This is a genomic window from Bifidobacterium callitrichos (assembly GCF_008698085.1).
In the GTDB taxonomy this organism is placed as follows: Bacteria; Actinomycetota; Actinomycetes; order Actinomycetales; family Bifidobacteriaceae; genus Bifidobacterium; species Bifidobacterium callitrichos.
In genome coordinates, this window is sequence record NZ_RZJP01000003.1 from 329,488 (window position 1) to 351,802 (window position 22,315).

Annotated in this window: 14 protein-coding genes; 2 read left to right on the forward strand and 12 right to left on the reverse strand. The window is 63.9% G+C overall.

The features are described 5' to 3' along the window. Positions 1-5: 5 nt before the first annotated feature. The 10 genes from EMB92_RS08415 to EMB92_RS08455 form a co-directional block, all read right to left on the reverse strand. Positions 6-2,084 (reverse strand): glycosyl hydrolase 115 family protein, encoded by a 2,079-nt coding sequence (locus EMB92_RS08415; RefSeq protein WP_190973617.1) that lies wholly within the window; start codon positions 2,082-2,084, stop codon positions 6-8. 55 nt (positions 2,085-2,139) lie between these two features. Continuing rightward, positions 2,140-4,278 (reverse strand): beta-galactosidase, encoded by a 2,139-nt coding sequence (locus tag EMB92_RS08420; protein ID WP_190973618.1) that lies wholly within the window; start codon positions 4,276-4,278, stop codon positions 2,140-2,142. Positions 4,279-4,346: 68 nt separating this feature from the next. Beyond that, positions 4,347-6,386 carry a hypothetical protein gene (locus tag EMB92_RS11510; protein WP_190973619.1) on the reverse strand — a complete coding sequence of 680 codons (2,040 nt, stop codon included), beginning with the start codon at positions 6,384-6,386 and terminating at the stop codon, positions 4,347-4,349. 65 nt (positions 6,387-6,451) lie between these two features. Further along, positions 6,452-7,990 (reverse strand): family 43 glycosylhydrolase, encoded by a 1,539-nt coding sequence (locus EMB92_RS08425; protein WP_223847644.1) that lies wholly within the window; start codon positions 7,988-7,990, stop codon positions 6,452-6,454. 82 nt (positions 7,991-8,072) lie between these two features. After that, positions 8,073-9,440, reverse strand: coding sequence for a glycoside hydrolase family protein (locus EMB92_RS08430; protein ID WP_150394501.1), 1,368 nt, complete (start codon positions 9,438-9,440; stop codon positions 8,073-8,075). Between the two features lie 55 nt (positions 9,441-9,495). Further along, positions 9,496-10,410: a family 43 glycosylhydrolase gene (locus EMB92_RS08435; protein ID WP_150394502.1), complete on the reverse strand. Its 915-nt coding sequence runs from the start codon at positions 10,408-10,410 to the stop codon at positions 9,496-9,498. 97 nt (positions 10,411-10,507) lie between these two features. Next, the gene (locus tag EMB92_RS08440; protein ID WP_150394503.1) at positions 10,508-12,298 is read right to left on the reverse strand and encodes an ABC transporter ATP-binding protein; all 1,791 of its coding nucleotides are present in this window, start codon (positions 12,296-12,298) and stop codon (positions 10,508-10,510) included. A 328-nt stretch (positions 12,299-12,626) separates the two neighbouring features. After that, positions 12,627-13,589, reverse strand: coding sequence for a carbohydrate ABC transporter permease (locus EMB92_RS08445; protein ID WP_043165208.1), 963 nt, complete (start codon positions 13,587-13,589; stop codon positions 12,627-12,629). 24 nt (positions 13,590-13,613) lie between these two features. Next, positions 13,614-14,606: an ABC transporter permease gene (locus tag EMB92_RS08450; protein ID WP_150394504.1), complete on the reverse strand. Its 993-nt coding sequence runs from the start codon at positions 14,604-14,606 to the stop codon at positions 13,614-13,616. A gap of 165 nt (positions 14,607-14,771) precedes the next feature. Beyond that, positions 14,772-16,367: a type 2 periplasmic-binding domain-containing protein gene (locus EMB92_RS08455; RefSeq protein ID WP_150394505.1), complete on the reverse strand. Its 1,596-nt coding sequence runs from the start codon at positions 16,365-16,367 to the stop codon at positions 14,772-14,774. Between the two features lie 455 nt (positions 16,368-16,822). Between EMB92_RS08455 and EMB92_RS08460 the strand changes: the two genes are divergently transcribed. Further along, positions 16,823-17,884 carry a LacI family DNA-binding transcriptional regulator gene (locus EMB92_RS08460; protein ID WP_190973620.1) on the forward strand — a complete coding sequence of 354 codons (1,062 nt, stop codon included), beginning with the start codon at positions 16,823-16,825 and terminating at the stop codon, positions 17,882-17,884. Here the strand turns inward: EMB92_RS08460 and EMB92_RS08465 are convergent. Next, positions 17,878-20,091, reverse strand: a complete 2,214-nt coding sequence (locus EMB92_RS08465; RefSeq protein WP_150394507.1) for a beta-galactosidase — start codon at positions 20,089-20,091, stop codon at positions 17,878-17,880. The genes EMB92_RS08460 and EMB92_RS08465 overlap by 7 nt on opposite strands. A gap of 198 nt (positions 20,092-20,289) precedes the next feature. On the opposite strand from EMB92_RS08465, the gene EMB92_RS08470 reads away from it, so the two are divergent. Continuing rightward, complete coding sequence (locus EMB92_RS08470; protein WP_190973621.1) at positions 20,290-21,324, forward strand: LacI family DNA-binding transcriptional regulator; 1,035 nt, start codon at positions 20,290-20,292, stop codon at positions 21,322-21,324. On the opposite strand, the gene EMB92_RS08475 is transcribed toward EMB92_RS08470, so the two are convergent. Continuing rightward, positions 21,305-21,988 (reverse strand): YesL family protein, encoded by a 684-nt coding sequence (locus EMB92_RS08475; RefSeq protein ID WP_150394509.1) that lies wholly within the window; start codon positions 21,986-21,988, stop codon positions 21,305-21,307. The genes EMB92_RS08470 and EMB92_RS08475 overlap by 20 nt on opposite strands. Between the last annotated feature and the right edge of the window lie 327 nt (positions 21,989-22,315).

The window sequence follows — 22,315 nt, forward strand, 5'->3', positions numbered from 1 at the left end:
TACCGCTACTCTTCGCCCCAGACCCGTTTCATCGCCTGGAACATCTCCTCGTCGGTCTCGTGGTTCTCCATGTTGAGCACGACGATCACGTCACGCCATTGCTCGGCATAGCAGAACTCATGCTTCCAGCGGAAGTAGTGAGGTCCGTCGCCGCGATTGCGCAGATACGCCATCAATGTGGCGCACACCTGTGCGGAGAACTTGACATCGGTCAGGCAGTCGTTCGCCCAGTAGCCCTGCCACACGTCGTGTTCGCGTGCGCGCATTGCCGCGTTCCCGGCCTCGAATCGTTCGCGCGCCAGTCCTGCGTGGTAGAAGGCGTGCTTGAAGTCGCCGGCGAGCGCCTCGCCGACCGCCGTGCACACCAGCGTGGTGCCGTGGATGCTCTCCCGATAGATCGTCGCCTGCAGGCCGATCGTGTCGCGGATGAGTCGCGCCGCATGCGCATCGCCATGATCCTCGGCGTCGAGCGCGGCCCGCTCGCAGTCGCGTGCAAGCCGGTCGTAGCGTGGGAACGCCGCATCGCAGATGCCTTGGACGTACGCGATCTGGTCGGAGAATCCTCCGCGCACCAGCCATGCGAGGTCGTTCTCCTCGTCACGGTTTCCGGACAGGTAGTGCGTGGCGATCATGCGCGGCAGATAGTTGTAGAACTGTTCGCCGCATTTCTGGTCCCACTGGTCGCCGAAGCCCGCGGCGGCATCCCAGTAGCCTCGCATCAGCCGTGCCACCGCCGAGGAGGATTCCTCGCCGTAGTAGCGACGGGCGTAGTCGTCGAGGAAGGCGTCGACGTCGAGATCCGGTCCGTTGCGCCACATGCGGGCGATCAGGTCGAGCGTGAGCACATGCGGTTTGACGTTCGAGCAGTTGACGACCCACAGCGCGTTGCCGTTGTTCGCGAGCACCGCCGCCAGTTCGCGGGCGATGTCGTCGGGCGATTCGGGCAGCTGGGTGATGTGGTTGGCGGCCTGCAGATCGTAGAACGAGGCGTGGTAGTAGATGCCGTTGGCTCCCGGATCGTCGGCGGACGGCATGGCCGGTTCGCGTGGATCCCAGTTGCCGTTGCGCCTGACCATCATGCGGCCGTACCCGTTGTCGGCCCAGATCTTGATCACGTCGTCCGGGATGTCGAGCAGCCCCTTGCGGTACAGTTCGAGCGCCTCGGAGTACAGGTAGGTGGAGACGGGGGCGGATGGATCCGATGCGCGGATGAGATCGTATTCGTCGCGGATCGCCTCGGAGATCACGCGCCCACGGTCCTCGTCGGTGACGTGGCGCGGGTCATCGCCCCAGAACGGGCCGTCGGAGCTGCCGCGCAGACCCAGCGTCCACACGACCTTCGATCCACGTTGCCGTTCGATCGATTCGCGCCATAGCGCCTCGTATTTGTCATGATCCTCCGGCCAGCGGGCCCTGGTGCCGGGATACGCCTCGGAGAACAGTCGGGCGCCGAGGGGCGTGGCATGATGCTGGTTGACGTACAGGCCCATGCGTCGCGCGAGATCCCAATGCGGTTCCATGTTCTGCCCGGAACCGGGGATGACCAGATTGCCTCCGCAGCGCAGAAGCGTGGAGAACACCATGCGCCAGGTCAGCTCGTTGTCGTTGCGGATGTTCCACGCGACGATGAGCACCTCGTCGTTGACGAACCAGCCTCGATAGCGTACGGCCGCGGGACTGGAGTCGAGTCTCGCATCGGCGTCCAGAACGAGGCGATCGCGGACCGCAGGCCTTTGGTCGTTCCAGAACCAGAAGTCCTCGAAGCCGAGCCACGATCTGCTGATCGCGTACAGACCGTATATGCAGCCCAGATCGTCGGCGCCCGAGACGATGATCTCGTTCGCTGCGTCATCGACCGTGACATGGTACTGTTCGTCGTCCAGTGCGCGGTCGTATCGCACGGCGATGGTCACCGACGCGTCGCCGGCAGCCGGCGCATCATCGGCGGCCGGCGTACCGGATGCGAACGCCGTGCGCAGGTCATGTTCCAGATCCTCGATCGCGTATTGGACCGGCTCAGGCGTGTCGGGGAACGTCCCGTCGCGCCAGATCACGGTGGATCGTCCGTCAAGTGTCACTGTCATTGCTGTCATGTCCTTGTCACTGCGTGTTGCGTTGTTGCCGATGCGATCACGGCGCTCATGCCGTTTCGAGGATGAGCACGGCGTAGGGGGCGAGGGTGAGGGGTCCCGCGGCGATGTCGGTGCCGGTGAGCAAATCGTGTCCGGCGAGCTCTTGCGGCAGGTCGACGCTGACGGTCGCGTACGCGGGGTTGAGGACGAACGTGAACGTCGTGCCGTCGTCGGCGACGCGGCGGGTCACCTCGATGGTGACCGGCGTGTCGTCGGCCGGCGCGGCGATGTCGGCGACGGAGTCGACGGGCGTGCCGGTCAGCGGTTCGGCGGTCAGGCCGGACACGGCGGTGCCGTTCAGGATCCGGTCGATGAACAGCGGCATGGCCGTCTCGTCGGGGAACGTGGCGGCGTAGAAGACGCCGCCGTTGCCCGCACTCGGGCGGAACGTGAAGGCGGGCGTGCCGGCGTAGTACTGGGTGCCGTAGGTGGCGAGCACCTGCGTGCCCTCGTCGGCCTCGAGCATGTCGAATAGCACGCGGCCGTTCGGGGTCGCCGCCGTCCCGTCGCCGGCGCCGTCCGCGAACCGCAGCGGCACGACGGTCTTCGCCGGGTCGAGCGCGTCGGTCTCCTCGACCCACACGCCGGCCAGATCGCGCAGCGGCACCGGGATCTCGCCCTGGTAGAGGCTGTCGTGCTCGTCGGCCAGGGCGCTCAGCGAGGTCAGCAAGAGTCGCCCGCCGCCCTCGACGAAAGCACGCAGACGGGAGACGAGCGTGTCGTCCATCATGTACAGGCAGGGTGCGAGCACCACGTCGTAGCGATCGTACGAGTCGTACGGGCCGACGATGTCGACCGGGATGTTGCGGCGGTGCAGTTCGGCGTACCAGCGGCGCACTTCGGCAACGTAGTCCATCGAGATCGTGGGCCCCGCGGACAGGCCGATGCCCCAGCGCGACTGCCAGTCGAAGACGAGCGCCACCTTCGCCGGCGCCACTCGGCTGCCGAGGATGCGGCCGGAGACGCGCTTCAGTTCGGCGCCGAGTTCGGCGCATTCGCGGAACGCGCGAGTGCGATCGGTGCCGTCGGAGCCGATGAGCGCACCGTGGAACTTCTCGCAGCCGGCACGGTTCTGACGCAGCTGGAAGAACTGCACCGTATCGGCGCCGTGGGCGACGGCCTGCCAGCTCAGCTCGCGCATCTGGCCGGGACGCTTCTGCGTGTTGTACGCCATCCAGTTCTGCCGGCTCGGCGTCTGCTCCATGAGCATGAACGGCCTTCCGCCACCAACGCCGCGCATGAGCTCGTGGTTCATGGCCACGTCCGCCGCCGGGGCGTCGGGACGCGGGTAGGAGTCCCATGAGACGACGTCGACGCTGTCGCGCCAGCGGAAGTAGTCGTAGGTCGGGTACGTGCCCATCATGTTCGTGGTGACCGGATTGACCGGATCGAAGCGGCGGATCGCGGCCTTCTCCTCGTTGTACGACTCGAGCACGCACTCGCCGTAGAAGCGCTGGTAGTCGAGGGAATAGCCGCCGAGAATGGCCTTGCCGCCCCAGCTGGTCATGTCGCCGAGCTCATTCGGCGGAAAGATCTCGTCGAAGCTGTGGTAGGTGTGGGACCAGAACGCCGCGTTCCACGCCTCGTTGACGGCCTCGATGCTGCCGTAGCGCGCCTTGAGCCAGTCGCGGAACCGTTCGGCGCACGTGTCGCACCAGCACATGCCGCCGTATTCGTTGCCGACGTGCCACGCGACGAGATTGTCGAGATGCCCGTAGCGTTCGGCGAGCTTGCCGGCGAGCGCCGCCGAGTACCTGCGGAAGGTCGGGCTGTTGATGCACGCGTTGTGGCGTTCGCGGTGGCGCATCTTGCGCCCCTTCTCGTCGACGCGGTTGACGTCGGGGTGACGCAGGGCCATCCATGCGGGCAGTGCGCCGGTGGAGGTGGCCATGACGATCGAGAGCCCCGCGTCGGTGACGGTCTCGACGATCCGGTCGAGTCTGGAGAAGTCGTATTCGTCTTCGCTGGGCTGCAGCTGCGCCCAGGAGAACACGTTGAGGGTGACCTCGTTGACGCCGGCCTCATGGAAGAGACGCATGTCCTCGTGCCAGATCTCCTCCGGCCACTGTTCGGGGTTGTAGTCGCCGCCGTAGAGCATGCCGCCCTGCGAGGCGAGGCGGTCGGCGAAGGTCGGTGTGTCGGCCATGGTGATCGGTGTCCTTTCTCTACCGTCCGTAACGGTTGTCTTCGATGCCGTTGGTTGGATTGATGACGTCACTCGGCGTCGAGCCTGTGGCGAAGGATGAAGTACAGCGCCCAGTCCTGGTCGTTGGCCATCGGATCGGCGAAGTGCGTGCGCTCGCCGTTGACGGAGAACGGGAACACGTAGACGCAGGAGGCGGTGCCGTCCGGGAAGAACAGCTGCAGCAGCGCCTTGCGGGAGGCGTCCGCACGACGGCGGTACGCCGCCGACCGCTCGCCGTCGTCCATGAGATCGGCGGCCAGATCGAACAGGTCGCCGGTCAGTCCGCTCCAGTAGTGCGGGAACGTGTCGCCGTACTGCTTGCGCTTGCCGAACCAGAAGCCGTCCCAGTGGCGGATCGCGACCTCGTTGAGATGCGCGTCGGGCTGGCATCCGTTGAACTGGTCGAGCACGTGCAGCTGTTCGAATCCGGCGTCGAGCAGCGCACGATCGCCGGTCAGTGCGGCGGTCTGCAGGATCACGCTCGTGGCCGGGGCGACGATCGACTGCTCGTAGTTGACCTCGTGCTTCGGGTAGTTGAGCCCGAGTCCTGCGAGTTCGCGCGCGTGACGGACGAACAGGTCGCGCATCTCGTCGTGCAGATCCGCCTCCCCGGCTTCGTCGAGCGCGTGTTCGAGCGCGAGGATCGGCAGTTCGATCGGATAGAAGCGGAACGACCCCTGCGCGTAGAACCATTCAAGGATGCGGCAGGCGATCCTGAGATCCTCGACGTCGCCGTCGAGCTTCCACAGCTCCACGTACAGTTCGGCATACCAGGGCGCGTTGTACAGACGGCGATAGGCGTTGTCCCTCGGGGAGTCGTTGAACACCTCGCCGGTGGCGGTGTCGACCAGTTCGCGTTCGACGAACGCGCGGTAGTCGCGCAGGCTGTCGGCGAGCCTCTCACGCAGCTCGGCGGCTTCGCGCTGAGCTGCATCGTCCACGAGGGTTCCGTCACCCAACGCCCGCAGTGAGGCGACGAGGAGCAGTCCCATGCCGACGCGCTCGCGTCCGGCGTTGTAGTCGTTGACGATGCCGCCGTTGTCGTCGCCCGCGTAGTAGTACTGCGCGCCGTCCTCGCTGTCGTAGGGCAGGTACGCGCCCCTAAGATGCTCGTCCTGCCCGCGATACTGCTGGCGGTCGGCGATGAAGCGGTCGCGTTCGGCGATCAGTCGGTCGATCGGTGTGGAGACGAACACGCGGGTCGTGACCGTTCGGTCACCGGCACGGACGATGAAACGGTGCTCGCCGATCCGGTCGCGGTAGGCGTCATGCGTGAGCGCGTCCGCGTCGTCGGGCGTGTAGGAGAACAGGTATCCGCCGTCCCCGTCCGGGGAGGCCGGCAGTCCGTTGACGGTGACCGTCTCGCCCGGCTGAAGCACGAACGACGGGTGGACGTGCAGTACGGCCGTCTCGCCGGGGAACGTGACGTACGAGTTCCAGCGTGCGTCGATGAACCGGCTGCGGGACGCGGCCTGATCGAGGAAGTCCTCGCGCGAGTCGCAGGGGAAGATCGTCCATGAGATCGTGCGCGTCTGCCCGGGGGCGAACTCCATCGCCTCGGGATGCAGCACGAAGCATCCGCGATCGTTGCTGTAGTGGCTGAAGTCGCGACTGACGCTGTAGTCGGCGAGCGCGCCCTCGGTCAGGACGAGTCCCAGATGCGGCGCCTTGCCGCTCATGCGCAGGGCGAAGATCCAACTGCAGGTGCCGCCGCAGAAGAGGTGCGCGTTGCAGTGACGTTCGATCGAATAGTCGCCGGTCTCATCCCAGTATCGGTCCTCGAGCGGCATGGTGATGCCGATGTCGCCGACCGCGGCGCTGATGGTCTTGGCGGTGGCGTTGCCGAGCAGGATGGTGGTGACGATCGTGTCGCCGTCGCGCATCATGTGGACGGTGGACTGGATGCCGGCCGGCGCGCTCACGGCGGCGTACGGGTGGTCGTGGCGCAGCCAGTCCATGCCCTCCGGGTCTGCGGAGAATCGGATCGATACGTCTGCCAGCTGGGAGGTCATGGCCTTGGTGTCGGCGTACGCCGGTGTCACCGGGGAGTTGCTGCCGAGTGCGTACATGGTTGTTTCCCTGTCCTTTGGTTCTTGGGGTTATGTTGTTGGTTGCCTGTGTTGCCTGATGCGGTTCACGCCGTGTACCGCTGCGGCTTCGGCCCCTCGTAGGTCACCGGCACCGCATTGATGAGCGGCACTTCGCCGGCGGCCACGGCCGCGTCATCGGGATGCGTGTAGGTGAATTTCGCGATGCGCACCTCGCGTTTGTTGCCGTTGACGAGCTGTCGTCCGCTGTATCGGTCGATGCCGCGCGGACGCATCGCATCGTCAAGGAAGCAGTGGTATGCGATGTACCAGTCGTCGGTGCCGGGCACCTGCATGATGGAATGATGACCGGTGCCGCGAATGCCCTTGGAGGCGTCCTGGACGAGCATCTCGCCGCGGTAGGTCCACTGGGATCCGTCGCCCTCCATGCTCGGGGCGGTTGCGTAGGCGATGCGGTACCATTCGCTGCTCGTATCGTCGATCGAATACGTGTAGTAGTACGTCCACACGCCCTTGTAGCGGCGCGCGTGCAGGTACGATCCCTCGCGGATGCCGCGGGTCGCCTGCGTTTCAACGAGCGTGCCCGGCTTGATGGACATCATGTCGTCGTTGAGTTCGGCGTACATGCCGGGGCTCTGGCCCCAGGTGATCCACCATCTGCCGGTACGCGGGTCCTCGAACACGGCCGGGTCGATATCGCCCGCGACCACGCCGTCCTCGTCGAACCCGGCCATCGGCTGCAGCTCGTAGCCGCCATCGATGCGCTCCGAGACGGCGACGTTCGTCTGGTTGGTGCGCGAGCCCCTGCCATGACCGGAGAAGTAGAGGTAGAAGCGACCGTCACGGATCGCGAATCCGGGCGCCCACGCGCAGGTGGTGCGATCCGGCAGGATATCGGTGCGACCGGAACCGTCGAGGTGCTGGTCCTTGAGATCGACGACCACGCCGAGATCACGCCATGACGTCAGATCGTCGGAGACGAAACAGTGGATCTGCCAGCCGCCCCAATCCGCGTAGCCGTCGGTCGTGGGGAAGATATAGTAGCGCCCGTCGTATGCGACGATCTGCGGATCGGCGAAATAGCGCCAGCCGACCTCGCCGGTCGGGCTGGTCGCGCCGACTCCGCGCTGTTCGGCCCCGCGTTCGCCACTGATGCGCACCGGCGTGTCGAGCACCACGACGCGCACGATCACGGGGATGCGGACGAATTCGGTGTCTCCGTCGAACGCGCGGTCGGCGACGACGAGCGTCAGTTCGACCGGCGTGCGGTAGTCGCGGATCGCGTTCAGTTGCGCGATCGGGTCGGAGGATTCCACGGCGATGACGTCCCGGCCGTATTCGACGCTCGACCACGGCTGCGTGTGGTATACGAGCGCCACGTCGGCGACGTTCGAGCGTTCGCCGGTGTACGGATCCTTCCAATGGTCGAGCGTCACCTCAATCGCGATCCGACCGTCGCCGGCGTCACGCACGCGCGTGGCCAGCACCTGACCGTCGACGGCACCGGTGACGGCCAGCGAATCCTCGACCATGCACATGCTCTCGTACGGGCCTCCATCACCGTGGATGCCGTTGCCACGCACCATCCTGCGCCCCGGATACTGTGCTACCGACTTGTTCACCATGTCATGCTCCTTTCCTTCCCGATTCCTTGTCCTCTCGCCATTCATGCGCGGGGTTCATACGCCTCGGACTCGTCGGACAGGGTCATACCCGGACCATTCGCACTTGACTGATATTGAAGAACGCGTCGGTCCCTCCAAGCCGCCGACCGCTTTTCTCGATCCACAGGCCCGTCTCCCCCAATGCCGTCACCGTGACCGTGTAGTTGCCGTCCGACAGCGGTTCGCTGATGAATAGCGGCCCGTCGTAGGAGTGTTGGGCGTAGGTGTCGAGCAGTTGCGCATGCCACGTCTCCCCGTTATCGTCGCGTAGCTCGATGCGTCCGACGCCGCAGTCGGGGCCACGATGGCCGAATAGCGCGAAACGGACTCCGTCCGCGGCGGCGAATCGAACCGTCACCGTGTCGCCGCGCCGATTCGAGCACAGGCGCAGATCAAGCGGATCACCGGCCAGCGGAACCGGTTCGCCGGTGGTGCTGTCCCACGCCTCGGCATATTGCGGAAGGAGCGGTCGATTGCGGGGATCGGCATCGACGGCGACGGATCCGCTGCTGTCCGCCGTTTCGATCGAAGCCGACGGGCCGGCATCCATGATCTCGACGGATTCGTGCGACGATTCGAATCTCAACGGCAGCCAGACCTGGCTCGCGCACGAGGCCTGATGCGGGAACGACCAGCGGTCGCCCATATAGATCAGCTCGTCGCCGTGTCCGGTGTGCAGCGGGAACACGAACGAGCTCTGCGAATCCCACGTATCGCTTCCCTTGGGCGCGATGTTGCCGCGGTAGGTCCAAGGACCTGCGGGATCGGGCGCGGTCAGGTAGAAGTTGTCGTTGCGATCCCATCCGGTCAGGTGCGACATGATCAGATAGTACGTGTCGCCGACGTGCGCCATCGCGGGGGACTCCCCATACGGTTCGAGGTTGTCCGGCTGAATGAGCTCGGCGGTCAGATAGTCATCGGACAGACGATAGACGTGACCGCCGTGCGTGAGCAGATACCCGGTGCCATCCGAATCCTGGAACGTGCCCATGTCCCACATGCGGATCGGCTCGCCGCCGCACAGCAGCGGGCCGACGATCTGGTATTCGCCCTTGATCGAATCCGACACGGCGACCAGCGTCATGGGATCACGGTAGTGCAGGTCATCGGAGTGCATGAACATCACATAGGAGCCGGTCGCCGGGCATCGCATCACCTTGACGCGCTCCCCGACGCGGTCCGGACCGAGCCTGCCCGACTGCTGCCGGGGCAGGGCGAGTCCTTCGAAATGCCAGCGTGACAGGTCACGCGATGAATAGCAGGAGAACCCGTTGAACATGTTCCTGTCGTCGGTCTTGTACTCGCCGAACAGGTAGAACGTGTCCTCCTCGCGCACCACGCACGCGCCATGCGCGTTCACGATCTCGCCGCGGTCGTCGAACCATGGGACTCCGTTGAAGATGACGCCCATCGACTGCTCCTATCCTTCTTTCCCCTCCGATATACGGGATATACGGGCGATACCCCTACAGGCGGTTGTCCCACTCGTCATGCCATTCGAGCAGGGCCTTGCCCTCCCCGATCTCGATGGGCAGGGTGACGAGTTGCGAGTTGCCGAGATCCTTCGGATTCCAGCGGTCGCCGATGTAGAGGAAGCGGGTGGCGTGCCACTGATCGGCGCCGTCGAGCGGGACGATGATGTCGCACTGCGAGTCGAACGTGCGCGAGCCCGCCGGGGTGAACGGCTGCCAGTCGCTCCAGGGGCCGTGCAGGTCGGAGGCGGTCGCGTACATGTTGTCATTGCAGTCCCAACCGGTCAGCTGCGAGCCGAACCAGTAGTAGACGCCGTCGCGCTTGACCATGATCGGCGACTCGTAGCCCGCCCAGTAGTCGGTGCCCTTGAGGCAAGCCACGTCCTCGACGACGCTCAGATAGTCCTCGGACAGGCGGTAGATGTGCGTGCCGTGCGGGCGGTCCTCGGACAGGATGTATCCGGTGCCGTCCTCATCCTGGAACACGCCGATGTCGCGCGATTCGTAGCCGCGGAACTGGAACGTGGAGAGGAACTCGAACGGTCCGGTCGGCGAGTCGGCGATCGCGGTGCCGATGTGCGCGTACGAGTAGTTGTCCTCGCCGTCGACGTGCAGGTACATGACGTACCTGCCGTCCGAGGGGCGGCGCAGCACCTTCGGGCGTTCGATGATGCGGGTCGGACCGAAGATCTCGCCCTCCTCGCCTACCGGCAGGACGGTGCCCTCGTGACGCCACTGAGCGAAGTCGGTGGTGGAGTAGCAGGCGACGCCCTGGAAGAGGTTGCCGTCGTTCTTGATCTCGCCGTACGCGTACCAGCGCTCGCCGAAGCGCTGCACGCCGATGCCGTGGAGCTGGGCTACGTTGCCGTCCGTGTCATGGAACAGCTGGACGCCTTTGAGAGTGGCCATGTCGAATTCTCCTTGTGATGGTGTGATGGTGTGATGTGATGGTGGGTCGGTGGATGATGATGGTTGCGGCAGGGACCTTCGGGAAGGTCATCTCCCGCTACTCCTGCATGGTCTTGAGCCGCCAGAACTTGCCGCGGGCGGCCATGAGCTCCTCGTACGGCCCCTGTTCGACGATGCGCCCGTGCTCGAGCACGATGATGCGGTCCGCGTTGCGGATGGTGGACAGCCTGTGCGCGACCATGAACGTCGTGCAATGGCCCATCATCCGTTCGGTGGCGTGCTGCACTTTCTTCTCGGAGACCGAGTCGAGGGCGCTGGTCGCCTCGTCGAACACGATGATGCGCGGGTGGCGGATCAGGGCGCGCGCGATCGAGATGCGCTGCTTCTGTCCGCCGGACAGCGTGCCGCCGTGCTCGCCGATCAGCGTGTCGAGCCCTTGCGGCAGCTGGGCGACCACGTCGTCGAGACCGACCTCGTCGATGATCCGATCGACCTCCGCGTCGTCGACGTGCTCGAGTCCGTACGTGATGTTGTCACGCAGCGTGCCGGAGAACAGGATCGTGTTCTGCGGCACCACGGCGATCTGGCTGCGGTAGGCGTCGAGGTCCATGCGCTTCAAATCGATGCCGTCGACGAGCACCGCTCCCGACTCCGGTTCGCCGAAGCCGATGAGCAGTTTGATGAGCGTCGACTTGCCGGAGCCCGAGTCGCCGACGAAGGCGATCGACTCCCCCGCCCTGACCTTGAGCGAGAAGTCGTTGAGGACGAGCGGCAGGTCCGGCTTGTAGCGGAAGTCCACATGCCGGCATTCGACGTCGCCGTCGAGCCGGCCCGGTTCGACGCCGTTCTGCTTCGGATTGTGCTCGACATCGTCCTCCTGGAGCACCTCGCCGATCGAGTTGATCGACTCGACGCCCTTGGTGAGCAGCGGGTACATGTTGATCATGTTGGACACGCCGTTGACGATCTGCGTGAAGTACGTCTGAAACAGGACCACATCGCCCACCGAGATCCGCCCGCGGTAGGCGAGATACCCGGTGAAGCCCAGACACAGCAGCTGGAAGATCTGGAAGATCACCCAGCTGGTGGCGCCGAACACGATGTTGATGATGTCGAGCCTGAGGCCCGCGGAGCGGATGAACTCGAGCTTGCGGTCCATCTTGCGGATCTCGACGTTCTCCAGACCGTGGGCGCGGGTGACCGGGATCATCTCGATCATCTCGGCGACGGCCGCCTGCGTGCGCTCCATCTGATTGCGGAAGTCGTGGTTGGACTCGCGGATCGGCCGGCGGAAGAACCAGATCGCGAAGATCGCGGTCGGGATCGCCAGCGCGAAGAACACGAGGACGGTCGGACTGCTCACCGCGGTGACGGTCACGGCGATGATGATGTCGAGGATCACCAGCGGCAGGCTGCGGTAGGTCTGGTCGAGCAGCACCTCCACGTTCTCCACGTCGCGCATGATCTTCGACATGAGCCTGCCGGACTGCGTCTCCGTGTGGAAGCGGATCGACAGCTGCTGGAGCTTGGCGATGAGGCTGCCGCGCAGACGCCGTTCGATGAGCCTGTTCACCTTGCCGAAATGCCTGATGTACAGGTACGCGGTGCCGATGTTCTGTGCGATAAAGAAGATGCCGATGATGAGATTGATCACCATCTCCGTGACGGAATGCGACGCCGGATCCGTGGCGCAGTTGATGATGTTGCGAGTCACGATCGGCGTGACCCACATCGGCGACTGCTTGGCGATCAACGCGATCGTCGAGATGGTCAGATCCCTGCCGCTGCCCTTGAAGAAGTGCAGCAGGATGCGGATCGGATGACCGCTGTTGCGTCGATAGTTCTGGATGTATTCGTCGAACGTGGCTGCTTGAGCTTGTGGAGCCATGTTCCCATACCTTCCCTATGCTCCTAAGCTCTCCTCCCAAGAGAAAAGCCTAGCGTCAACGTACGGTGGACGTGCCGCCGTCGCATTGGTTCCGTCAGGATCGAGGTGGATTGCAATGTGGTTACGAATGGGATGCCGGGACCGACGGCCGAACCGGTTGACAGGAAGGAGAGAGATTGCCTTCCGGTTCGGTCATCGACCCCGGCAAGAGTTATTGGTCCAGCAATTAAGGACCGGTCTTCGACCGGACTCAATGCTGCCTTCGCTCGGCTTTCGCCTCACTCAGGCTGAGCCTACGGGAAGCCCACCGGGCTTCCCGCTTAACGGCTCAGCCCTTGACGGCACCAATCATGACACCCTTGTTGAAGTACTTCTGGAGGAAGGGGTAGAGGACGAGGAGCGGGAGGGTGGAGACGATGATCACGCCGTACTTGATCTGGTTGGCGAACTCGCGCTGCTGGAGGAGGTCCATGCCGCCGGAGCTCTGGCCGGTCATGCCGGTCTGGTTCGCGAGCAGGATGGAACGCAGCACGTTCTGCAGCGGGAGCTTGTCGGAGTCGCGGATGTAGACGAGGCCGGTGAAGAAGTCGTTCCAGTGGCCGACGAAGTAGTACAGCGCGAGCACGGCGATGATGGCCGAGGACAGCGGCAGCACGATCCGCAGGAAGTAGCCCCAGTATCCGAGGCCGTCGATCTGCGAGGCGTCATGCAGGTCCTCCGGGATGGAGGTCTCGAAGAACGAGCGGGCGATGATCACGTTCCACACGGACACGGCGGTCGGCAGGATGAACACGAGCCAGTTGTCCAGCAGGCCGAGCTGCTTGAAAAGCAGGTAGTTCGGGATCAGGCCGCCGGCGAAGAACATCGTGAAGGTGAAGAGGAACAGGATCACGCGGCGCGGCTTGAATTCGCGGCGGGACAGCGCGAACGCCACCGGGATCGTGACGATCATGTTCAGGGCGGTGCCGACCACGGAGTAGATGATCGTGTTGAGGTAGCCGGTCCAGATGCGGCCGTCGGAGAACACCTTCTCATAGCCGCCGAGGCTGAAGCCGACCGGCCAGAACGTGACGCGGCCTTGGTTGACGGCGCCCTGGTTGGATACGGACGCGATGATCACGAACCACAGCGGATAGATGATCGCGACGACCACGAGGGCGAGGATGACCCAGATCACGATGTCGGTGATCCAGTCGGAGACGGTTCGCTGCTGACGGACCTTCGGGTTCCAGGGGATGTCGTCCGAGCTGGCCTTGGGCGCGAGGGACGGCTGCACGGTTGCACTTGTCATGATGATTGCCTTTCCTTTCGCGGCTTAGAAGATGCTCGTGTCGGACGCCTTCTTCGAGATGATGTTCGCCAACACCAGGAAGAAGAAGTTCACCAACGTATTGAACAGACCGATTGCGGTCGCGTAGCTGAACTGGTTGCCGAGAATACCGATGCGGTAGGTGTACGTCGAGATGACCTCGGACGCGGACAGGTTCATCGAGTTCTGCATGAGGAAGACCTTCTCGAAACCGACGTTGAGCACGTTGCCCATGTTCATGATGAGCAGGATGCCGACGGTGGGCAGAATGGTCGGGATGTCGACGTAGCGGATGAGCTGGAGACGGCCTGCGCCGTCGATCTTCGCCGCCTCGTAGAGCGCGAGGTCGACCGAGGAGAGCGCCGCCAGATAGATGATGCAGTTCCAGCCCACATGCTGCCAGACCTCGGTGATCCAGTAGAGCGGCGTGAACAGGTCGGCGTCGGCCAAGAGGTTCTTGCCCGGGAACAGACGGCCGATCAAACCGGTGTTCGGGGAGAGGAAGATGTTGATCATCGTCACGATGACGACGGTGGAGATGAAGTGCGGCAGGTAGGTGACGGTCTGCACGAAGGACTTGATCTTCGTCGAGCCGATCTGGTTGATGAGCAGGGCGAGGATGATCGGGCAGATGAAGCCCATGACGAGGGTCCACAGGCTGATGCGCAGCGTGTTGCCGAGGATGTTCGTGAACATGCCGGACTTGAAGAACTGGTTGAAGTATTTGAATCCGGCGAACGTGCCGCCCATCAGGCCCTCGCGCGGGTTGAAGTTGTAGAACGCGAGGCGCAGGCCGTACATGGGCACGTAGGCGAACAGTGCGACGAAGCACATGGCGGGCAGGCTCATGAGCCACAGCGCGCCGTAGCGCTTGAAGTGACGCACGATCTTGACGCCGAGCGGCGCCTGCTTGGCGAGTTGGATGTTGTCGACGACGACCGCGCCGTCGCCCGACGGTGCTGCAGCCGTAGTCGCCGCAGTCTTACGAGATGCAGACATGGTGATTGCTTTCCTTGATGGCTGAAGAATCTGGATGCGAAAGTGTAAGAGAAAGGGCCGGACGGGTTTTATGTGTGGAGAAAAGTCTCCCGTCCGGCCCCGTGCCGTCCGCGAGCGCGAATCACCCGCGGACGGCCGAATGGTTACAAGTCACTCGGGTGGCGATCACTTGGTGTAGGTGTCGTACCACTTCTGCCAGAGCTTGACGTTGTCGTTGAGGCCGAGGCTTTCGAGCTGCTTGACGTAGGCGTCCCACTCGCCGTCGATGCCGCCTTCGGCCATCCACTGCGCGGCCTTCTGAATGGCGATGTTCATGATCTGCGTGTTGTTGTTGGAGATCGTGGTCGCATCGGTGGCGTCCGGACGCACGTAGTCGGGCATGTAGTCCTTGACCGGGTCGAAGTGCGTGCGCTGCTCCTCGTTCGCCTTGTTGACCTCCTGGATGTCCTCGGCATCATAGTCGCCGTTGATGGTCACCTCGTCCGGGATCCAGCCGGCGAGACGGTCGGCATAGGCGGGCATCTTGTTGTCGGCCTTGAGCTGCTGCATCTTGTCGGCGTCCTGGGTGTAGGTGTGGTTGCCGTCATCGGTGAGCGTCACGCCGAAGGAGCCGGCAAACTGCTGGACGGAGTACTTCTCGGAGTAGAGGAGATTGGCCACCTTGAGCGCCGCGTCCTTGTTCGCCGTATTGGCGGCGATGGACAGCTTGAAGTTCTCGAACTCGTTCGATGAGCCGTCCCACACGACCTTGTCCGCGGACACGCCCGGAGCCGCCGGCACCGGCATCGCCTCGTACTGATCACGCATATCACCGAAGTCGGCCAGCGACCAACCGAAGATCACGCCGGTCTTCGCGGTCTTGCCGTCGTTGGTCTGGTCGGCGTAGTAGGCGTCCGCCTGCTTGGTGGACCAGTCGGCCGGGATCAGCCCTTCGGAAATGAGCTTGTTGTAGTACTTGATGACCTCCTTGTATTCGTCGGAGACCAGGTAGCTCTTGACCTTGCCGTCCTTGACGTAGATGCCCTGCGCGCTCGGGCCCTTGTTGTAGCCGGTCACGATGCCGGTCGAGTTGAGCAGCAGCATCGGGCTGTACCAGCCGAAGCCGCCGGTATCCAGAGCGCGGATGTTCATCGGGATCTCATCGGCCTGTCCGTTGCCGTTCGGGTCCTTCTCCTTGAACGCCTTGAGGACCGTCTCCAGCTCGTCCCACGTGGTCGGGACCTTCAGGCCAAGCTTGTCGAGCCACGCCTTGTTGATCATCATGTTCTGGCCCGAACCGGAGTACGCCTTGCCGCGGGAGGAGGGCAGGTTGTAGATGTGCCCCTCCGGATCGGCCACGAGCTTCTTCGCATCCGGCTTCTCGTCGAAGAACTTCTTCACGTTCGGCAGCTTGTCCATGTCATCGGAGAGATCCTCGAACAGATCCGGGAACTGTGCGGCATCATCCGGACTGAACGCGCGCAGGGAGATGTCGGCGATTTCGCCGCCGGACATCGACGGGTTCTTCTGCTGGCCCCACTGGTCATCGGTGACCTCCTGCCACTCGATCTTGACGCCGGCCTCCTTTTCGAGGTCCTTAGCCCACTGCATGTTCGTGGTCTTGTCGGTGTTGGTGTTCTTGACGACCAGGATCTTGAGGATCGGCTTGCCGTCCTCCGTGGTCGTCGGCTCGCTGCTGCCGCCGCAGGCCGCCACCGTGCCCAGCATCGCGATCGCCGAGATCGCCGCCAGCGCCTTCGTCATCACACTTCTGCGTGTCATCGATGTTCCTTTCCTTGCCCCCGACCTCGTTGTGTCCGGGAGTGTCTCCCCTTCCCCATGCCGCCGTACGGGCCGGTTTCCACGTGAAAGGCTGACTGTGTTGTCTGCGTTACGAAACGATTCGGGGGGCTGCAGTACCCTCCGGAGGTTCGCTTTGTTTTCGCAACGCTGCGATTCTATATCGATTCAACAGCGAAGTCAAATCCTTGCAACACGCTTTGTTTTTCCTAGAATCCCTTCAATTCCAACGAATATCGCCTATCGAACGCACGACACGCGCAATTCAGAGCGATGCGATTTTGCGAGTACCATCACAGTCAGATCGTATGAACCATCGAATCATTTCGATACAGACGTACGAACACGTTGGTGCCCTTCCGCACAGGATGCCGTCTATGATCCGGCCGTCGAGGAAGCCGCACACACCGCAAGAGACAGGACGAAGGACGACGAAGATGGTCACCCTCAAGGATGTGGCAGCCAAGGCCGGCGTGTCACCATCAACCGCATCGGGCGCGTTGCGGCGACTCTCGTATGTGCGCCCGGAAACCGCCGAACGAGTGCTCAAGGCCGCGCAGGACCTGAACTACAGCACCAACCTCTCGGCTCGGGCGCTACGCTCGGGCCGTACCGGCATCTTCTCGCTGGTCATCCCCACCGTGGACATCCCGTTCTACGGTCGTCTTGTCACCGCGATGGAGACAAGCATCGAACGGCACGGATATCAGCTCATCATCCAGCAGACCAGATTCGAGGCGGATCGCGAACGGCAGCTGATCGCACAGTCGGACGACACGCTTTCGGAGGGCATGTTCCTGCTGGCCGCCAAAACCGACAGCCGGGAGGTGGCACGCCTCGCGGGCGACCATCCGACCGTGATGTTCGAGGACTACAGCACCGACATCGTCATCGATTCGGTCAACGCTCCCAGCACCGGCGGCATCGACCGGGCCATCTGCCATCTTGTCGGACGGGGCCGCACACGGATCTGCGTGGCAGGCGCCACCATACCATTGCATGCCATGGCCGACGTATCCAGCAGCAGCCGCGCGCGCTACGAACGGGCGCGCTCGGCGGTCAACGCCTTCGATGAGTTGGGAATCTCCGGCGATTGCGGCGCCATCGACTGCGACTGGGGCGCGAATGGCGGCACCGACGTCGGCCACCGCATCGCCGACACCGCAACCGGTTGGAGCAATGACGGCAGACCGAAGGGACTCCGCTATGATGCGGTGTGCTGCATGAACGACGACATCGCGCTCGGTGTGCTCCGCGGTCTTGCCGATCGCGGCGTGCGCGTACCCGAGGACGTGGCGGTGACCGGATTCGATGGCATTCCGCAGGGCGAATGGAGCGTGCCGGGCCTGACGACCATCGCGCTCGACTACGAGGGCATGGCCGAGACGGCCGTGGCCATGATGCTGCGCAAATTCGGCGACAACCCGGTCTCGATGCCCCAACGGGTCATCGCCGGATTCCGCCTCATCGAACGCGGTTCGACGGCCGTATCTCAGTAGTGGATCGGGTTGATCTCCTCGGGGATGCGTTCGAACGCCCCGCGCTCCCCCGCCGCGACCTCGTATAGCGACCGATGGCAGGCGCGCATCGCCTCGGCCATCTCCGGATACTCCTGCATGCACACATCCACCAGACCGATCTGGTAGTTCTCGCCATCGAAGCGGCCAAGCGTACTCTGATCGTTGTACTGGAAGTAGTGCGCGCCGACGAAGTACGGGCTGCGCGCGGCCTGTTCGACGTAGTACCGGTAGGCCACGCCGCGTTCGGTCTGCGAGGTGACGCCGCGGATGCCGTGGGCGGTCAGACCTCGATCGAGCGCTCCATGGTGGAACTCGCCGACCATGACCGGCATGTCGAGCATGCGTCCGACCTGCTCGACCTGGTCATAGGCGGTGCGCTGGTAGCTGTTGATCGAGAACACGTCGTAGCAGTCGGCTCCGGCGAGCAGGCTTCGATCGGTGATGTACGCGTAGCGCATGCCGAGGTTCAGGTGATGCGGGTCGATTCGGCGCAATGCCTCGGCGGGCACGCGCACATACCGGTCGATGAGCAGCGTCGAGAACTCACGCAGATCGTCGAGACTGCCCGGCAATGCTGTGGCCAGACGGAAACGCGGTTCGGCGATGATCGCGTCGAACGAGGCGAACGACGACGACCATGCCGTGTTGAGCGCGGCGACTTCGTCGCTGTAGCGCTCCTTCAGCCATTCGACGAACGTTCGCTTCGAGACGAGGTCGGCGGGGTTGGCGAGCATCTCCTCGGCGATGTTGAGGTCGTAGACGAACGCCCAGTTCGGCTCGTTGCGCATGAAGTAGCCGATCAGGTTCGTCTCGTCCCGCCACGGGAGCAGCCCTTGCGCGTATCGTTCGGCGTCGCGCGCGTATTCGGGCGAGCACACGTCCGGGAAGTCACGGAACAGCATGGTCCCGGTCTTCGGAAATCCCCCGTTCAGTTCGTCGGCGGGAAGGACGTACGGGATGCCGGCCCTGCGGATGAACCTGCGATCGGACCAGTTGCCGATCGTGTTGACGCCCCAGTCGGTCAGGTGATTGCGGGTGATGCGCGTCCACGCGTCATACCAGTCGTCGCCGAATGCGGCGCGCAGATTGGCCTGGCCGTAGTCGTAGGAGGCGTTGACGCCGTTGCAGCCCGCGGGATCGGGGCGCCATGAGAATGACGGGTCGCCGAAATCGGTGGCGATGTCATCAGTGGCGTCGGTGTCGTCGGCATCGCCGGCTTTTCCGCCGTTGCCGACTGCGGCCTTCGCAATCGCCTGATCCAGCAGTCCGGCCGCGTGGGCGTCCAGCCACGGGCGCACCGGGTCGAGTCGGGTCTGAATGCCCGCGCCGACGCAGTCGACACCGGTCGAGAGGAACGCACCGCCTTCCGGGTCCACGAGCCAGAATCGCCCCGGTGTGCCGTCGGGGTTCGTCTCCCGTTCGACGCGGAACCAGCCGGTCGCCTCGAATCGCCTGCCGGTCCAGCCGCCGAAGCGGTCCCATGCGGGGAATGCTGCGTACGGGTCGCCGGCGTGCGGGGATTCCGGCTCGTTTCCATGCGGATCAGGTTCCCGATCGGGTCCGTCGCCCGGTTCGCCACCGATCCCGCATCGTGCGTCTTCGGAATCGGCCATGGCCCGCAGCCCCGTGCTGCATGCGGCGCGATCGGGAAGCTTCCCGGGCCATTCGCCGGGCTTCCACTGGCCGAGTTCGTCGATCAGGGGCTTTACGGGGATGTCAATCAGCGGCATGTCGTCCAGGAGCTCGCACGGCCACAGGCGGAGCCTGCGCCCCGGGAATCCGGGGGTAGCCGACAGCACGATGGACGCGATGTCGTCGCGGCGGATCCGCTTGCCGAACAGCGTCATCTTGAGACGCCCCAATGTGCGCGGAGCGAACAGGGTCTGGCCGTCCAGCCAGGCGAAATCGAACGGAACGGGCACCTCGACTCCGGGCAGGATGCCGAAGACCGCGCGCAGGGTCGGGTCCTCGCCGCGCTCGCGCTGGCCGGCCTCGTAGAACGCGAGCTGCAGACAGACGGAGTAGCTGTCGAGGCTCTGCGCGCGTACGAGGAGCGCCGCGGCGGATTCAAGCGCGACGACCGCTTCGGGCATCGTGGCACGCTCGAACACCGTCAGATCGACGCCGTCGGTGGAATAGTCAAGATCGATCGGCCCGCCTTGGCCGGGAACACAGGGGAACTGCATACTTCCTCGCTTCGGTTAACGTTAACCTTTCCCATCACCCTTCATGATAGGCCACAACCCGAAACACACGACGCCATCGGCAGCGCGGCATTGAATCGCAACGATATGATTCTATCTGAACCGTGCGATCTTCCACCCATGCGCTAGTCTGGAGTCCGCAAATAACGGCGAAAACGGAAAATGGATGGCGTGGCGCCTATGGCGACTTTGAAGGATGTGGCGGCCCTGGCGGGCGTGTCGATGAGCACCGCCGGAGCGGCGATACGCGGGGAGGATATCGTTAAACCCGTCACGCGCGACAAAGTGCTCGCCGCGGCCAAGCAGCTCGGCTACTCCCCCAACCTGTCGGCGCGATTCCTCAAGAAGGGCCGCACCGGATCGATCGCGGCCCTGATCCCCAGCATCACGCACCCGTATTACGCGAATCTGGTGGAAGCCATCTCCAAGGCGGCCGGCAAGCGCCACCTGCGCACGCTCATCATGCAGACCGGATACAACGCGGACACCGAAACCGACATCGTCAAGCAGATCAACTCGGCCGTATGCGACGGACTGATCCTCAATGCCAGCAATGTCGACGACAGACACCTCAAGGCGATGCTCGGCAATCACCCGACCGTCCTGCTCAACTACCAGGTCGACGATCCGCTGTTCGACAACGTGCTGCCGCCATTGTCCCGCGGCGTCTCCGTGTCGTTCGGATATCTGGCCGGACGCGGCTACCGGCATGCGTGCATCGTCGGCGGCTATCCGCTCGACAAACTCACCGACGATCCCGGCGGCCGTTCTCCGGCCATCCGATACACCGTCACGGCTATGAAGGACAGCGGACTGGGCGACGAGCACGACTTCGTGGAATGCAACTGGGAGACGACCTCAGCCATCGCCGCGGCTCACAGACTGTGCGAAACGGACGCGGACGGCACCCGCATGGTCGACCGGTACGACGTGTTCTACTGCATGAACGACCTGATCGCCTACGGGCTGATCCGCGGATTCCATGACGAGGGCGTGCGCGTGCCGCAGGACAAGGCGGTGTTCGGCAACGACGGCATCTACACCTACGGTGATCAGTTCACCGTGCCCACCCTGTCGACCATGGCGCTGGACTATGACGACACGGCCGAAAAGGCCTTGGACATGCTGGTTGACCAGATCGAGCACCCGGATGTGCAGCGCGAACCGCGGGTGGAGCGAGGACGCTGTCGTCTGGTCATCGGGGAATCGGCGTAGAGGCGGCACCGGCGGTCTTCGGCGGCGCCAGCACGTGGATGTCCATGCCAGGCAGACGGCCGTACGCGTAGATCGCCACCATGGTGAGGAACACGGGCACGGTGATGCCGAGCGCGGCACCCAGTCCCGGCCACGTGTAGTACGACCACACGCTCGCGACGAACAGCGCCGTCACCATCAGCGAGCACCACGGACGGGCGATCACCATCGAGACGGACGTGCGCACCACCCACCACGGCTTCTCGTCGAAGTTCGCACGGATGGCCCAGGAGATGAGCACGAACAGGCCGTACACCACGTTGACCATGAGCAGGATGCCGGAGACCGCATAGCCGACCACGCCCATGTCGTTCCAGTTGGCGAGGAAGTAGTCCCAGACGAGCAGCGCCCAGACGGCGAGCTGCGGCCAGCCGAACAGGTTCGCCGACTTCAGCTCCTTCCGCCATGCGTGGTGGAACGTTACCCAGCTCTGCTTGATGGTCCAGGACCGATCGTCGACGTCGAGCAGCCACGTGCGGAACGTGGAGTACAGGGCGGCGACCGAGGGGAAGAACCCCGCGACCACAAGGCCCATCACCGTGTGCACGATGAACGCCACCTGACACACCATCAGCATCATGATGATGCGGCATATGAATTCGTAACCAACTGCGATCCGTCGCATGAACGCTCCTTCGCCTCCGGCCGCTTTCCGGCCGGTCCTTTGCTGATCCCTGATCGGTCCTTGATAGGTCCTTGACCGGTCTTGAGCGACCCGGAACCCGCGGTCATCTCCACGGTCCGTCCGCCAACCGCGATTGGCGAATCCATCGCGGAGATCACCCGCAATCTATGGTAACGATACCATCGTTACGTTGCGATTTTCGTTCGACGCGCCGACGGACAGCACCTGCCGGCGGACAGCACCCGCCCATCGCGCCTGCGCATCGCACTACACAGCGCAATCGTGCCGACCGTCTTCCGCACAGGTCAGTCATCCACTGGTGGCCGC